Origin of the sequence: Kitasatospora sp. CB02891, assembly GCF_002803145.1 — a bacterium.
In the GTDB taxonomy this organism is placed as follows: Bacteria; Actinomycetota; Actinomycetes; order Streptomycetales; family Streptomycetaceae; genus Kitasatospora; species Kitasatospora griseola.
In genome coordinates this window covers 46,164-60,557 of sequence record NZ_NNBO01000010.1, presented here as the reverse complement: position 1 = coordinate 60,557, position 14,394 = coordinate 46,164, and the positions used below count along the sequence as shown (strand labels likewise).

General features: G+C 70.6%; 12 protein-coding genes and 1 riboswitch. Of the genes, 8 read left to right on the top strand and 4 right to left on the bottom strand.

What is annotated here, in order from left to right:
• Positions 1-252 precede the first annotated feature (252 nt).
• The 4 genes from CG736_RS22155 to gcvT form a co-directional block, all read right to left on the bottom strand.
• Positions 253-1,620, bottom strand: a complete 1,368-nt coding sequence (locus CG736_RS22155) for an L-serine ammonia-lyase (RefSeq protein ID WP_100587949.1) — start codon at positions 1,618-1,620, stop codon at positions 253-255.
• Positions 1,621-1,771: 151 nt separating this feature from the next.
• Positions 1,772-3,040 carry a serine hydroxymethyltransferase gene (glyA, locus tag CG736_RS22150; RefSeq protein ID WP_100587948.1) on the bottom strand — a complete coding sequence of 423 codons (1,269 nt, stop codon included), beginning with the start codon at positions 3,038-3,040 and terminating at the stop codon, positions 1,772-1,774.
• A gap of 14 nt (positions 3,041-3,054) precedes the next feature.
• Positions 3,055-3,429 (bottom strand): glycine cleavage system protein GcvH, encoded by a 375-nt coding sequence (gene gcvH, locus CG736_RS22145; protein WP_100587947.1) that lies wholly within the window; start codon positions 3,427-3,429, stop codon positions 3,055-3,057.
• Positions 3,430-3,529: 100 nt separating this feature from the next.
• On the bottom strand, positions 3,530-4,648 hold the full coding sequence (gcvT, locus tag CG736_RS22140; RefSeq protein WP_100587946.1) for a glycine cleavage system aminomethyltransferase GcvT: 1,119 nt from the start codon (positions 4,646-4,648) through the stop codon (positions 3,530-3,532).
• 150 nt (positions 4,649-4,798) lie between these two features.
• A riboswitch (glycine riboswitch) is annotated at positions 4,799-4,904 on the bottom strand.
• 138 nt (positions 4,905-5,042) lie between these two features.
• On the opposite strand from gcvT, the gene CG736_RS22135 reads away from it, so the two are divergent.
• The 8 genes from CG736_RS22135 (at position 5,043) to CG736_RS22100 (ending at position 14,366) form a co-directional block, all read left to right on the top strand.
• Entirely contained in the window at positions 5,043-5,810 is a 768-nt protein-coding gene (locus CG736_RS22135; protein ID WP_100587945.1) for an enhanced serine sensitivity protein SseB, read from the top strand.
• Between the two features lie 123 nt (positions 5,811-5,933).
• A complete protein-coding gene (locus CG736_RS22130; protein WP_100588109.1) occupies positions 5,934-6,758 on the top strand; it encodes an enhanced serine sensitivity protein SseB C-terminal domain-containing protein in 825 nt (274 codons plus the stop codon).
• A 548-nt stretch (positions 6,759-7,306) separates the two neighbouring features.
• Positions 7,307-8,305, top strand: a complete 999-nt coding sequence (locus CG736_RS22125; RefSeq protein ID WP_100587944.1) for an ABC transporter permease — start codon at positions 7,307-7,309, stop codon at positions 8,303-8,305.
• Positions 8,306-8,333: 28 nt separating this feature from the next.
• Positions 8,334-10,100, top strand: a complete 1,767-nt coding sequence (locus CG736_RS22120; protein ID WP_100587943.1) for an ABC transporter substrate-binding protein — start codon at positions 8,334-8,336, stop codon at positions 10,098-10,100.
• Between the two features lie 118 nt (positions 10,101-10,218).
• On the top strand, positions 10,219-11,217 hold the full coding sequence (locus tag CG736_RS22115; RefSeq protein ID WP_043916102.1) for an ABC transporter permease: 999 nt from the start codon (positions 10,219-10,221) through the stop codon (positions 11,215-11,217).
• The gene (locus CG736_RS22110; RefSeq protein WP_043916103.1) at positions 11,214-12,260 is read left to right on the top strand and encodes an ABC transporter ATP-binding protein; all 1,047 of its coding nucleotides are present in this window, start codon (positions 11,214-11,216) and stop codon (positions 12,258-12,260) included. Before CG736_RS22115 ends, CG736_RS22110 begins: the two co-directional genes overlap by 4 nt.
• A 28-nt stretch (positions 12,261-12,288) precedes the next feature.
• Positions 12,289-13,338 carry an ABC transporter ATP-binding protein gene (locus tag CG736_RS22105; RefSeq protein ID WP_100587942.1) on the top strand — a complete coding sequence of 350 codons (1,050 nt, stop codon included), beginning with the start codon at positions 12,289-12,291 and terminating at the stop codon, positions 13,336-13,338.
• A 116-nt stretch (positions 13,339-13,454) separates the two neighbouring features.
• A complete protein-coding gene (locus CG736_RS22100) occupies positions 13,455-14,366 on the top strand; it encodes a hypothetical protein (RefSeq protein WP_100588108.1) in 912 nt (303 codons plus the stop codon).
• The last annotated feature ends 28 nt before the right edge of the window (positions 14,367-14,394 follow it).

Sequence of the window (14,394 nt, the reverse complement as noted above, 5' to 3'; positions counted from 1 at the left end):
GGTGCGTGCCGCCGGATGGAAGTGGCCGGGCGGTACCGCCCGACACCCATAACTATCGCACGTCTCGACGCCAAAAACAAGCCGAAACCAAGGTTTGCATCGCGCTTGACCTTAGGATTCCAGGTGACCTCCGGATCATCTCACAATCCGGACTTCCGCCACCAGCCTCCGAAGGTCCCCGAACCCGGGACCTTCTAGCCATACCCCACCCCCGGCGGAGCCGGGCAGGCGCCGCCGGGGGTGGGGCAGGTGTCAGCACTCGATGACGTTGACGGCGAGGCCGCCGCGGGAGGTCTCCTTGTACTTGATCTTCATGTCGGCGCCGGTCTCCTTCATGGTCTTGATGGCCTTGTCGAGGGAGACGTGGTGGCGGCCGTCGCCGCGGAGGGCCATGCGGGCGGCGGTGACGGCCTTGACGGAGGCCATGCCGTTGCGTTCGATGCAGGGGATCTGGACCAGGCCGCCGACGGGGTCGCAGGTGAGGCCGAGGTTGTGCTCGATGCCGATCTCGGCGGCGTTCTCGACCTGTTCGGGGGTGCCGCCGAGGACCTCGGCGAGGCCGCCGGCGGCCATCGAGCAGGCGGAGCCGACCTCGCCCTGGCAGCCGACCTCGGCACCGGAGATGGAGGCGTTCTCCTTGAAGAGCATGCCGATCGCGCCGGCGGCGAGCAGGAAGCGGACGATGCCGTCCTCGTCCGCGCCGGGGATGAAGTTCAGGTAGTAGTGCAGGACGGAGGGGATGATGCCGGCCGCGCCGTTGGTGGGGGCGGTGACTACGCGGCGGCCGGAGGCGTTCTCCTCGTTGACGGCCATCGCGTAGAGGGTGACCCACTCCATCGCGTTGCCGGGGCCGATGCCCTCGGCCCGCATCGCGCGGGCGGCGCTCGCCGCGCGGCGGCGGACCTTGAGGCCGCCCGGCAGGATGCCCTCGCGGGACATGCCGGCCGCGACGCACTCCTTCATGACCTCCCAGATCTCCAGCAGTCCGGTCCGGATCTCGGCCTCGGTGCGCCAGGCCTTCTCGTTCTCCAGCATCAGGCCGGAGATGGACAGGCCGGTCTCCCGGGCGAGCCGGAGCAGTTCCTCGCCGGTGCGGAAGGGATAGCGGAGCGCGGTGTCGTCGGGCTTGACCCGGGCCTCGCCGATCGCCGCCTCGTCGACGACGAAGCCGCCGCCGACCGAGTAGTAGGTCTTTTCGAGCAGCACGGAGCCGGAGGCGTCGTAGGCCCACAGGGTCATGCCGTTGGCGTGGTACGGCAGGGCCTTGCGGCGGTGCAGGATCAGCTCGGTGTCGGGGTCGAAGGCGATCTCGTGCCGGCCCAGCAGGTTGAGGCGCTTGGCGGCGCGGATCCGCTCGACGTCGAGGTCGGCCTGGTCGACGTCGACGGTGCGGGGGGAGTTGTTCTCCAGGCCGAGCAGGACGGCCTTCGGGGTGCCGTGGCCGTGGCCGGTGGCGCCGAGCGAGCCGTACAGCTCGGCGCGGAGCGAGGCGACCTGGTCGAGGAGTCCTTCGGTGGCGAGCCGGCGGGCGAACATCCGGGCGGCGCGCATCGGGCCGACGGTGTGGGAGGAGGACGGTCCGATGCCGATGGAGAAGAGGTCGAAGACGCTGATGGCCACGGGGTGACGTCCTTGTCTGGTCTCGTGGAGTGGTCCGTCCGGTGGGACGGGGGCTGCGCATGGAACGGGGCACCGCGCGCACGTCTTCCAGTGTGCGCGGTGCCCCGGGGGTTCCGGGCGGCCGCCGGGTGCCGGCGGACGCGGGGAGGGTTTACAGCTCGGGGTACAGCGGGTGCTTGGCGGCGAGCGCCGACACCCGGGCCTTGAGCGTCTCGGCCTTGGCGGCGTCGAAGCCAGGCTTCAGGGTCTCCGCGATGACGTCGGCGACCTCGGTGAAGTCCTCGGCGTCGAAGCCGCGGGTGGCCAGCGCCGGGGTGCCGATGCGCAGACCCGAGGTGACCATCGGCGGGCGAGGGTCGTTCGGGACGGCGTTGCGGTTGACGGTGATGCCGACCTCGTGCAGGCGGTCCTCGGCGTCCTGGCCGTTGAGCTCGCTGTTGCGCAGGTCGACCAGCACCAGGTGCACGTCGGTGCCGCCGGACAGGACGGAGACGCCGGAGGCGGTCACGTCGTCCTGGAGCAGGCGCTCGGCGAGGAGCTTCGCGCCCTCCAGGGTGCGGCGCTGGCGGTCCTTGAACTCGTCGGAGGCCGCGACCTTGAAGGCCACCGCCTTGCCGGCGATGACGTGCTCCAGCGGGCCGCCCTGCTGGCCGGGGAAGACCGCGGAGTTGATCTTCTTGGCGAACGCAGCCTTGGAGAGGATGACGCCGCCGCGCGGGCCGCCCAGGGTCTTGTGGGTGGTGGTGGTGACCACGTCCGCGTACGGCACCGGGGAGGGGTGCAGTCCGGCGGCGACCAGACCGGCGAAGTGCGCCATGTCGACCATCAGCAGGGCGCCGACCTCGTCCGCGATGCGGCGGAACTCGGCGAAGTCCAGCTGGCGGGGGTAGGCGGACCAGCCGGCGATGATCAGCTTGGGCTGGTGCTCCTTGGCGAGGCGCTCGACCTCGGCCATGTCGACCTGGCCGGTCTTCTCGTCGACGTGGTACGCGGCCACGTTGTAGAGCTTGCCGGAGAAGTTGATCTTCATGCCGTGGGTCAGGTGACCGCCGTGGGCCAGGTTCAGGCCCAGGATGGTGTCGCCCGGCTGGATCAGCGCGAACATCGCCGCGGCGTTCGCCTGCGCGCCGGAGTGCGGCTGCACGTTGGCGTGCTCGGCGCCGAACAGCTCCTTGACCCGGTCGATGGCGATCTGCTCGACCACGTCGACGTGCTCGCAGCCGCCGTAGTAGCGGCGGCCGGGGTAGCCCTCGGCGTACTTGTTGGTGAGCACCGAGCCCTGGGCCTCCATGACCGCCACCGGGGCGAAGTTCTCGGAGGCGATCATTTCCAGGGTGGTCTGCTGGCGGTGCAGCTCGGCGTCGACCGCGGCGGCGATCTCCGGGTCGAGCGCGTGGAGGGACTGGTTGAGAACAGTCATGGGGGGACTCCCGGTCAGGCGCCGATGAGGGCGTTGTAGCCGTCGGCGTCGAGCAGCGCGTCGGTGGCCTCGACCCGGACCTTGAACAGCCAACCGCCCTCGAAGGGCTCCGAGTTGACCAGGGCCGGGTCGTCGATGACCTCCTGGTTGACCTCGGTGACCTCGCCGGTGGCGGGGGAGAAGAGGTCGCTGACCGACTTGGTGGACTCGAGCTCGCCACAGGTCTCACCAGCGGTGACGGTGTCACCCACCGCGGGGAGCTGGACGTAGACGATGTCGCCGAGGGCGTCGGCCGCGTGCGCGGTGATGCCGATCGTCGACACCCCGTCCACGGCGGCGGTCAGCCACTCGTGCTCCTTGGTGTACTGCAGGTGCGTGGGGTTGCTCATGACGTCATTCTCCAGGATCGCAAGAGGGGAGGGCGCGGCCGTCCGCTGTGCGGACGAACCGGAAAGAGCTGCTCGCGGCAGGTGAAGGGCCGACCTGGGGTCAGCGGGCGCGCTTGTAGAACGGCAGGGCGACGACCTGGACCGGCTCGGCCTTGCCGCGGACGTCCACCGCGACGGTGGCGCCCGGCTCGGCGTGCGCGGCGTCCACGTACGCGATGGCGATCGGCTTGCCCAGGGTCGGGGACGGCGAGCCGGAGGTGATCCGGCCGATCACGGCGCCCTCGGCGTCCACGACGGAGTACTCCGCACGCGGGACGCGGCGGCCCTCGGAGACCAGGCCGACCAGCTTGCGGGGCGGGTTGGCCTCGGCCGCGGCGGCGGCCTCCTCCAGCGCCTTGCGGCCGACGAACTCGCCGCCGTTGGCGGTCTTGTCGAAACGCACCACCCGGCCGAGGCCGGCGTCGAACGGGGTCAGCTCGGTGGACAGCTCGTGCCCGTACAGCGGCATGCCGGCCTCCAGGCGCAGCGTGTCGCGGCAGGACAGGCCGCACGGGACCAGGCCCTCGGCGGTGCCGGCCCCGGTCAGCGACGTCCACAGGTGCTCGGCGTCGGCCGGGGCGCAGAAGATCTCGAAGCCGTCCTCGCCGGTGTAGCCGGTGCGGGCCAGCCAGACCTGACGGTCCGCCACGGTGGCGGGCAGCAGGGCGTAGTACTTGAGGCCGGGCAGGTCGGCGTCGGTGAGCTTGGCCAGGATGCCGTTGGCCTCCGGGCCCTGGACGGCGAGCAGCGCGTAGGCGTCGCGGTCGTCGCGGACGGTGGCGTCGAAGCCGGCCGCGCGCTCGGTCAGGGCGTCCAGCACGACCTGGGCGTTGGAGGCGTTGGCGACCACCAGGTACTCGTCGTCCGCGGTGCGGTAGACGATCAGGTCGTCCAGGATGCCGCCGTCCTCGCGGCAGATCATGGTGTAGCGGGCGCGCAGCACGCCGAGGGCGGAGATGAAGCCGACCAGCGCGTGGTCGAGCAGGTCGCCGGCCTGCGGGCCGGAGACGGTGATCTCGCCCATGTGCGAGAGGTCGAACAGACCGGCCTTGGTGCGGACGGCGAGGTGCTCCTCGCGCTCGCTGCCGTAGCGCAGCGGCATGTCCCAGCCCGCGAAGTCGGTCATGGTGGCGCCGAGCGAGCGGTGCAGCGCGTCGAGCGCGGTCAGGCGGAGGGACACGACAGGACTCCCGGGATCTGGAAACGGGCAGGCTGGGGCGAATCTCCCCGTCTGTCGTCGAACCTGAGAGCTTCACCGCATCCCGGACAGGATGGCGGTTTGCACCGTGGGTGGGCGCACGGCGCGGCCGTGTCCACTTTCCAGATCTGCCTCGCCCGGGCGGTAGGGGGGCCTGAGAGATTCCGGGGAGGACTTGCTCCTTCGGCGCCGGTCGCGACCGTGGTGACGGTCGTTCCGGCTCTCCCGCGCGGGTTCGAGCGGCCGGTATGAAGTTTGGGCGGGCCCATCATGGCATGCCGCGAGCCCCTGGTGGGAGTGGGGTTCGCCGACAGTCGCCGCCGGGCGCCCGCGCGCGCCGCTAACCTGATCGCAACCGTGAGTGTGGAGGGGCGAGATGGGGTTCCCGCTGGGTCAGGTTCCGGAAGGCGGGAGCTGGCCGGCCAACGAGCTGGAGCAGGTGCTGATGGCGGCCCTGGGCGATCCGGGCGCGACGCCCCGGGTGATCGAGGTGCTGGCGCGCAGCCAGGTGTGGATCCCGCTGCCGTCCGGCGCCGACCCGCAGTCCGGCGCGCTGGACCTGCCGACCCTGGAACTCGCGGGCGCGCCCTACGTGCCGGTGTACAGCTCGCAGGAGCTGTACCTGCAGCACGCGCCGGGCATCCCGTTCGCGATCGCCCCGATGTGGGAGTTCGCCCGGGGCCTGCCGCTGGGCATCGGCATCGCGGTCAACCCGGAGGCGCCGGTGGGCATCCCGGTGCCGCCGGAGGGCGTCGGGGAGCTGCGGCGCGGCCCGCGCGGCGACCAGTGGGAGGCACAGGGCGTCACCGAGGGGGCCCGGGTGGCGCTCAAGGAGCCCGAGCCGCACCAGGAGCCGTTCGCCTTCCTGGCCGCCGCCACCGGGGAACTCGCCGCCCTGCCCGGCGTGCTGACGGCCCGTCGGGCGCTGGCCCGGGTGGAGGGCGAGTCGACGCTGCTGTACATCGGCGTCCAGCTGGACCCGGTGGACCCCGCCGACCCCGGCGACGTCAACCTGGCGCTCGGCCGGGCGCTCGGAACCGCGGCGCCGAGCTGGGGCGTCCACCTGGTGCTGCTCGACCTGGTCGCCGACCCGGTGGTGGACTGGCTGCTGGGACGGGTACAGCCCTTCTATGCGCGGTCGTGACCCCGGACGTCTTTTCGCGGGCCCGGATCCGGGACGGCGGCATGACGGCTGTCGGGCGCGCCCCATAGGGTTGCCCCGGCACACCGCGGCGCGGTGGACGTGGACGAGAAAGAGGGCGGCGACGTGACGGGAGCAACCGGCGACCCGGGCGCGATCGAGCGCGCCCTCGCAGCGGTCGCACCGGAGCGCTGGGAGGCGTACGAGGGGCTGCTGCGCGCCCTCGCCAACGGGCAGGTCTGGATGCTGCTGTGGCACGGCAGCCCGGGCAGCCCGGACGCCCAGTACGGGAACATGGACGTCGGCGGGCACGGCTATGCGCCCTGCGTGACGTCCCCCGGGCAGCTGGCGGCCAGTGGCTGGTCGCGCGGCCACGAGGTGGTGTCCGGGCCGGAGATCGCCGGCTCGCTGTACCGCTCCCGCTGGGGCCTGTGGCTGGACCCGCACCGCCCGGGCGGCGGCGTCGGCGTGCCGTGGGCCGACCTGCGGCGGATCGCCGTCGGCCTGGACCGGCTGCCGGCCGGGCCGCTGCGGATCTCCGAACCGGCGGTGCAGGCACCGCAGTTCTTCGCCGTGCTGGACCAACAGGCCGCCGAGGTGCGCCCGTTGCGCGCGCTGTGGCGGGCCTGGGTGCAACCGGTGCTGGGCGAGCCGTACTTGGCGATCGGGCTGGACCTGTACGACACCTCTCCGCCGGCCGTGGAGGCCGCCCGGGCGCTGGTGCAGCGGGCCGCCGCGCAGGCCCCCGAGGGGCCGGCCGTCTCCACCGTGCTGATGGCCGACGAGTTCGACCCGGTGGTGATGTGGCTGCGGGCCAACGCCCGCCCGTTCGTCGACCGGCAGGGCGCGCCGGGGCCCTACCCCACCGGTTTCGGTTACGCAGCGCAACCGCCGGCCGGGCCCGCGCCGGGCTGGCCGCAGCCTCAGTGGCCGGGATATCCGGGGCGCTGAGACCGTCCGGGCAGAACGCAGGAGGACCCCCGTACGAACCTTCTTTTCGAGGTCGGCGGGGGTCTTTTGCTGTGCCGTGATCTACGCGTGCCACCCGACGCGCCACCTGGCGTTTCCTCGCCACTGGCGGGGTGTCGTCAGTGCATGCCTTGACGTGCCCTCGGCACCTGTGTGAAGAGCGATATACCAGCGCAACGAATGTGCATGCCTACAGATCACAGTTAGGCATCCTTCGGGATGAGGGTCTTCCGTCCGGTACTCGCCATGACAGAGAGTGCTGCCCAATGCGGAGCGCGAGACGATCCTCACGAAGGTGAACGTGCCGCCGCCACAGCATGAACCGCACGATGCGCATCTCCGTGCGGCAGCACCATGCGCGCCGGGGCACTCCGCCCGGCGTCGAACGGCACCACCCCGCAACGCCCTGCTTGCCAAACGCACTTCTGCACCGCCGCATCGGCACCCGGCACCACCGCAACCGCTCTGCCTTCCGCACCAAACGCGACTCTGTGGGCCGGCCACCGTCGGCGAGGGGAACGAACTGACTCATGACCACACCCACCGAGACCTCGGGTCCGCCGGCCGGCGCGCAGCCTGACGGCGCGTCAACTGACCTGCCGGCCAAGAAGATCGAGGGTCGCTCCCCGGGCCGCATCGCCTGGGACCGCCTCAAGCGCGACAAGGTCGCGCTGGCCGGCGGTGTCGTGGTGATCCTCCTGGTGCTCGCGGCGATCTTCGCGCCGGTGCTCTCCGCGCTGTTCGGACACCCGCCGAACGAGCCGCACGCCGACCAGATCAACCCCGATCTCGGCCTGCCCAAGGGCGCGTTCGGCGGTATGAGCAGCGAATTCCTGCTCGGCGTCGACCCGGTGTTCGGCCGCGACGTGTTCTCCCGTGTCCTCTACGGCGCGCAGATCTCGATGCTGGTGGCGCTCGGCGCGGCCCTGCTGTCGGTCAGCATCGGCGTGGTCATGGGCGTCACGGCCGGTTACTTCGGCGGCTGGGTGGACGCGTTCATCAGCCGGCTCATGGACATCCTGCTGTCCTTCCCGCAGCTGCTGTTCAGCATCGCGCTGGTGTCGGTGATCCCCAACTCGGTCCTCGGCCTGGGCGACACCACCGTGCGGGTGTGCGTGCTGGTGCTGGTGATCGGCTTCTTCGGCTGGCCCTACATCGGACGCATCGTCAGAGGCCAGGCCATGTCGCTGCGCGAGCGCGAGTTCGTCGACGCCGCCCGCAGCCTGGGCGCCGGCCGCGCCCACATCCTGTTCCGTGAACTGCTGCCCAACCTGGTGGCGCCGATCCTGGTCTACGCGACCCTGATCATCCCCACCAACATCCTGAACGAGGCGGCGCTCAGCTTCCTCGGGGCCGGTGTCCGGCCGCCCAGCGCCTCGTGGGGGCAGATGCTCTCCGACGCGGTCCGGATCTACCAGGCGGATCCCACCTACATGGTGATCCCCGGTCTCGCCATCTTCATCACCGTGCTCGCCTTCAACCTGTTCGGCGACGGCCTGCGCGACGCGCTCGACCCCAAGGGCAACTGAGCCCGCAACTCTGGAGGTTCCCCAACCCATGAAGCGAAACAGGACGCTCGCGGTCGCCGCCCTCGCGGCCACTCTCGCGCTCACCGCCACCGCCTGCGGCGGCAGCAAGGACGAGTCGAACGACGGCGGCGCCAAGGGCACCGCGGCGGGCTTCAACGCGGCCGTCGACAAGGTGGTGAACCCGTCCGACAAGAAGGGCGGCACCCTCAACATGTGGACCACCACCGACGTGGACTCGCTCGACCCCGGTCGCGCGTACTACGCCTCGGTGTGGAACTTCGAGCGCTTCTACACCCGCACCCTGCTGTCCTTCGACGGCAAGCCGGGCAAGGAGGGCCTGAAGCTGGTCCCCGACCTGGCCGCCGCCCAGCCGGAGATCTCCGCGGACGCCAAGACCTACACCTTCAAGCTCAAGCCGGGCCTGAAGTTCGAGGACGGCTCCGTCATCACCTCGAAGGACATCAAGTACGGCGTCGAGCGCATCTTCGCGCAGGACGTCATCTCCGGTGGCCCGACCTACCTGATCAACGAGCTCGACCAGGGCCAGAACTACAAGGGCCCCTACACCGACGCGGACCCGAACAAGCTGGGCCTGAAGTCGGTCACCACCCCGGACGACAACACCATCGTCTTCTCGCTGGCCAAGCCCAACTCGGACTTCCCGTACCTGCTGGCCATGGGCTCCGCCGCCCCGGTCCCGCAGAAGCTGGACACCGGCTCCCAGTACGGCCAGAAGCCGGTCTCCTCCGGCCCGTACAAGTTCAAGTCGGCCGAGCCGGGCAAGGGCTACGAGCTGGTCCGCAACGAGAACTGGGACGCCGCCTCCGACCCGTTCCGCAAGGCGCTGCCGGACGTCGTCAAGCTGACGGTCACCACCAACGCCGACGACATGGACACCCAGCTGCTGGCGAACACCGCCGACCTCGACTGGGCCCAGACCGGCCTGTCGCAGGCCGCGCAGGTCAAGGTGCTGCAGGACCAGGCGCTGAAGGCCAACACGGACGACCCGTACAACGGCTTCATCCGCTACATCACCGCCGTCCCGACGGTCGCCCCGTTCGACAACGAGCACTGCCGCAAGGCCGTCCTGTACGCGGCCGACACCACCGCCCTGCAGACCGCCCGCGGCGGCTCGGTGGCCGGCTCGCTCTACGGCTCGATGCTGCCCCCGAACATCCTCGGCTCGGACGACTACGACCCGTTCAGCCTGGCCCAGGGCAAGCCGAACCTCGACAAGGCCAAGGAAGAGCTGAAGGCCTGCGGCAAGCCCGAGGGCTTCAAGACCAACATCGCGGTGCGTGGCAACAAGCCGAAGGAGGTCAACTCCGCGGTGGCGCTGCAGACCGCCCTCAAGGCCGTCAACATCGACGTCACGGTCCAGCAGTACGACGGCAAGCTGATCGCCTCCGAGATCGGCGCGCCCGACGTGGTCAAGGCCAAGGGCTACGGCCTGATCGTGATGGGCTGGGGCGCCGACTTCCCGACCGGCTCCGGCTACCTGCAGCCGCTGGTCGACGGCCGCTTCATCCCGAGCAACGGCAACAGCAACTACGCCGAGATCAACGACCCGGAGATCAACGGCTGGTTCGACCAGGCCGCGGCGCAGACCGACCCGGCCAAGGCCGCCGAGCTGTACAAGAAGATCAACCACAAGGTCGTCGACGGCGCCTACTACCTGCCGATCGTCGCCGACAAGGCCCTGAACTGGCGCAACCCGCGCCTGACCAACGTCTACATCACCGACGCGTTCGGCGAGGTGGACTTCCAGGCCCTCGGCGTCTCCGACGGCAAGTGACCTGACCTTCTCCCTTAGTTCGCACCGCTAGTCCGAAGGGCAGGTGAAGGCCCTGCCCGGGCCGGCCGGGAAACCCCTACCGGGGAACCCCGGCCGGCCCGTGGCAGGGCCGACCGCAGTGCTCGTGTATCTCTTCAGGCGACTGATCAACGTCGTCCTCATGCTGCTGGTGGTCGCTGCGGTGACCTTCGGCATCTTCTTCATGGTGCCCAAGCTCACCGGAACCGACCCCGCGCTGCTCTACGTGGGCAAGATCGCGGACAAGGTGGCCGTCGAGGGTATCCGCCACAAGATGGGCCTCGACAAGTCGATCGTCGAACAGTTCTGGCTCTTCCTGAAGGGCATCGTCGTCGGCCGTTCCTACAACGCCGGTACCGACGTCACCCACTGCTACGCCCCCTGCCTGGGTTACTCGTTCAAGACCGAGCGCGAAGTCTGGCCGCTGCTGCTCGACCGGGTCGGCGTGGACTTCTCGCTCGCCATCGGCGCCTCGATCCTGTGGCTGGTGCTCGGCACCGCCACCGGCATCGTCTCCGCGCTGCGCCGCGGCACCGCGCTGGACCGCATCTCGATGTCGGTCGCGCTGGCCGGCGTCTCGCTGCCGATGTACTTCACCGGCCTGGTCTCGCTCGCGATCTTCGTCGGCCAACTCGGCTGGTTCCCACGCAAGTACACCGACTTCACCGCCGATCCGGTGGCCTGGTTCCAGGGGCTGGTGCTGCCGTGGGTCACCCTGGCCTTCCTGTTCGCGGCGACCTACGCCCGACTCAGTCGGGCCACCCTGCTGGACGTGCTCGGCGAGGACTACATCCGCACCGCGCGCGCCAAGGGCCTCAGGGAACCGGTGGTCATCGGCAAGCACGCCCTGCGCTCCACGCTGACGCCGATCCTGACCATCTTCGGCATGGACCTCGGCGGCCTGCTGGGTGGCGCGGTGCTCACCGAGAACACCTTCAACCTGCGCGGGCTCGGCTACGAGGCGGTCCAGTCGATCGCCTCCAGCGACCTGCCGGTGATCATGGGTGTGACGCTCTTCGCCGCGTTCTTCATCGTGATCGCCAACCTCCTGGTTGACCTGCTGTACGCCGTCGTCGATCCCCGGGTGAAGCTGGCATGAGCAACACTGACAAGCCTTTCCTCTCCGTCCGCGACCTCAAGGTGCACTTCCCGACCGACGACGGACTGGTCAAGTCCGTCAACGGCCTGAGCTTCGACCTGGAGCGCGGGAAGACCCTGGGCATCGTCGGCGAGTCCGGCTCCGGAAAGTCCGTCACCTCGCTGTCGATCATGGGCCTGCACCGCACCGGCACCAAGCGCGGCGCCCCGCAGATCTCCGGCGAGATCTGGCTGGACGGCCAGGAGCTGGTCTCCGCCGACCCGGACCAGGTGCGCAAGCTCCGGGGCAAGAAGATGGCGATGATCTTCCAGGACCCGCTGACCGCGATGCACCCGTACTACACGGTCGGCGCCCAGATCATCGAGGGCTACCGGGCCCACCACCCGGGCACCTCCAAGAAGGTCGCCCGCACCCGCGCCATCGAGATGCTCGACCGGGTCGGCATCCCGCAGCCCGACAAGCGGGTCGACAACTACCCGCACGAGTTCTCCGGCGGCATGCGCCAGCGCGCCATGATCGCCATGGCGCTGGTCAACGACCCCTCGCTGCTGATCGCCGACGAGCCGACCACCGCCCTGGACGTCACCGTCCAGGCGCAGATCCTCGACCTGATCCGGGACCTGCAGAAGGAGTTCGGCTCCGCCGTCATCATCATCACGCACGACCTGGGCGTGGTCGCCGAGATCGCCGACGACATCCTGGTCATGTACGGCGGCAAGCCCGTCGAGCGCGGCCCGGCCGCGACCATCTTCGAATCCCCCGAGCACCCCTACACCTGGGGCCTGCTCGGCTCGATGCCCCGTCTCGACCGGGAGCTCCAGGACCGGCTGATCCCGGTCAAGGGCACCCCGCCGAGCCTGATCAACGTGCCGTCCGGCTGCGCGTTCCACCCGCGCTGCCCGTACGCCGAGCTCACCGGCGGCCGCTCCACCGGCGAGGTGCCCGTGCTCGCCGAAGCCGTACCCCGGCACTACGCCGCCTGCCACCTGCCGATCGCCGAACGCCACCGGATCTTCACCGAAGAGATCGCGCCCCGGCTGTGAGCACGTACCACCCACTTGGAGACAACCGATGACGGACAGCCAGACGGCGGCCCCGCAGGCCGCGAAGGTGCCCGCCCAGGCACCCGGCCCGGACCGTGAACCCCTGCTGCGGGTCACCGGGCTGACCCGGCACTTCCCGGTCACCAAGGGCCTGCTGAAGCGTCAGGTCGGCGCGGTGCGCGCCGTCGACGGCATCGACTTCGAGGTCATGGCCGGCGAGACGCTCGGCGTGGTCGGCGAATCCGGCTGCGGCAAGTCCACGATGGGGCGCCTGGTCACCCGGCTCGACGAACCCACCAGCGGGAAGATCGAGTTCGAGGGCGCCGACATCACCCACCTGGGAGTCTCGGCGATGCGGCCGTACCGCCGCGACATCCAGATGATCTTCCAGGACCCGTACTCCTCGCTGAACCCCCGGCACACCATCGGCACCATCGTCGGCGCGCCGTTCCGGCTCCAGAACGTCCAGACCGAGCACGGCGTCAAGAAGGCAGTCCAGGACCTGCTGGAACTCTGCGGACTCAGCCCGGAGCACTACAACCGCTACCCGCACGAGTTCTCCGGCGGCCAGCGCCAGCGCATCGGCATCGCCCGCGCGCTCGCCCTCCGCCCCAAGATGATCGTCGCGGACGAGCCGGTCTCCGCCCTGGACGTCTCCATCCAGGCCCAGGTGGTCAACCTGCTGGACGACCTCCAGAAGGAGCTCGGCCTGACCTACCTGATCATCGCGCACGACCTCTCGGTGGTCCGGCACGTCTCCGACCGGGTCGCCGTGATGTACCTCGGCAAGGTGGTGGAGATCGCCGACCGCGACTCCCTGTACGCCGAGCCGATGCACCCCTACACCAACGCCCTGATGTCCGCGGTGCCGGTCCCCGACCCGCGACGCAAGGAGCGCCGCGAGCGGATCCTGCTCACCGGTGACGTCCCGTCGCCGCTCAACCCGCCGTCGGGCTGCCGGTTCCGCACCCGCTGCTGGAAGGCGCAGGACGTCTGCGCGAGCCAGGAGCCCCCGCTCAGCGCCGCGCGGCCGGGGCACCAGGTGGCGTGCCACTTCCCGGAGAACGCGGGCGAGTAGTCGGACCCCCGAGGTCCGTCCCGGGAGGGGGTTCCCTCCCGGGGCGGACCTTCGCCGTTCACGGGCGGCGGCCGGCGCCCGCCGGCCTGACAGTGCCGGGTGGGAAAGTGGCGGACATGCTTCAGATCGCGGTGCGGGACCAGGCGGACGTGGTGCGGGTGCGGGTGTCGGAGGACGAACTCGTCGACACGGTGCGGGACATGGCGTACGCCGGCGGGACGTTCGTGGTGCTGCAGCGGGTGCCGGACCTGCCGGACACGTATGCGCAGGCGTGCCCGGAGAACGGGGCGTGGACGGTGGAGTACCGGGCGGGGAGCCCCGCGCGGCACTACGGGACGCAGGTGGAGGACGTGGAGCAGGTCGCCGCGCTGCTGCTCGGGTGGGCGCGGGAGGACGAGGGCTGGGACGCCGGGGCCGCGTGGGAGCGGATCGACTTCGGGCCGGATCCGGAGCCCGCGCCGCTGGAGCTGTCCGAGCAGGACGAGCGGACCCTGGTCGCCGAGGTGCGGCGGCTGCTGGTGGAGGGTTACACGACCCTCGCGCAGGCGGCCGAGGCCGCGGAGGAGTACCTGGTCGACAAGGGCGTCCGACCGGTGACGAAGGCCCAGGCGAAGCAGCTGGTCGACCGGATGTGGCTGGAGCGGGTCGCCGAGCAGCGGAGCTGGGTCGGCGAGACCGATCCGGAACGGGTGGCGCGGGCGTTCGCCGCGCTGGAGTCGAGCGGCATCACGGCCCGGGAGAACTTCACCTGCTGCCGCAGCTGCGGCAACGGGGAGATCGGGGCGGAGAACCCGGAGGCGCGCGGCTTCGTGTACTTCCACTCCCAGTGCACCGAGGGCGCGGCGTCCGGCCAGGACCTGTGGCTGCTGTACGGCGGCTTCGACGACTCGGCGGAGACCACGGCGGCCGTCGGCCGGGAGGTCGTGGCGGCGCTGGAGGAGTGCGGCCTGACGGTCCGTTGGGACGGCGGCCCGGACGAGGCGATCCGGGTCACGGGCCTGGACTGGCGGCGTCGGCTGGTCGGCTAGTCCGAGTGCGGCAAGGCCGTCCTTCGTC

What these genes read in the sequence shown, in the direction of transcription:
- glyA (WP_100587948.1), bottom strand. Translation starts at nt 3,040, where the DNA reads ATGACTGTTCTCAACCAGTCCCTCCACGCGCTCGACCCGGAGATCGCC.
- gcvH (WP_100587947.1), bottom strand. Translation starts at nt 3,429, where the DNA reads ATGAGCAACCCCACGCACCTGCAGTACACCAAGGAGCACGAGTGGCTG.
- CG736_RS22135 (WP_100587945.1), top strand. Translation starts at nt 5,043, where the DNA reads ATGGGGTTCCCGCTGGGTCAGGTTCCGGAAGGCGGGAGCTGGCCGGCC.
- CG736_RS22125 (WP_100587944.1), top strand. Translation starts at nt 7,307, where the DNA reads ATGACCACACCCACCGAGACCTCGGGTCCGCCGGCCGGCGCGCAGCCT.
- CG736_RS22120 (WP_100587943.1), top strand. Translation starts at nt 8,334, where the DNA reads ATGAAGCGAAACAGGACGCTCGCGGTCGCCGCCCTCGCGGCCACTCTC.
- CG736_RS22110 (WP_043916103.1), top strand. Translation starts at nt 11,214, where the DNA reads ATGAGCAACACTGACAAGCCTTTCCTCTCCGTCCGCGACCTCAAGGTG.
- CG736_RS22105 (WP_100587942.1), top strand. Translation starts at nt 12,289, where the DNA reads ATGACGGACAGCCAGACGGCGGCCCCGCAGGCCGCGAAGGTGCCCGCC.
- CG736_RS22100 (WP_100588108.1), top strand. Translation starts at nt 13,455, where the DNA reads ATGCTTCAGATCGCGGTGCGGGACCAGGCGGACGTGGTGCGGGTGCGG.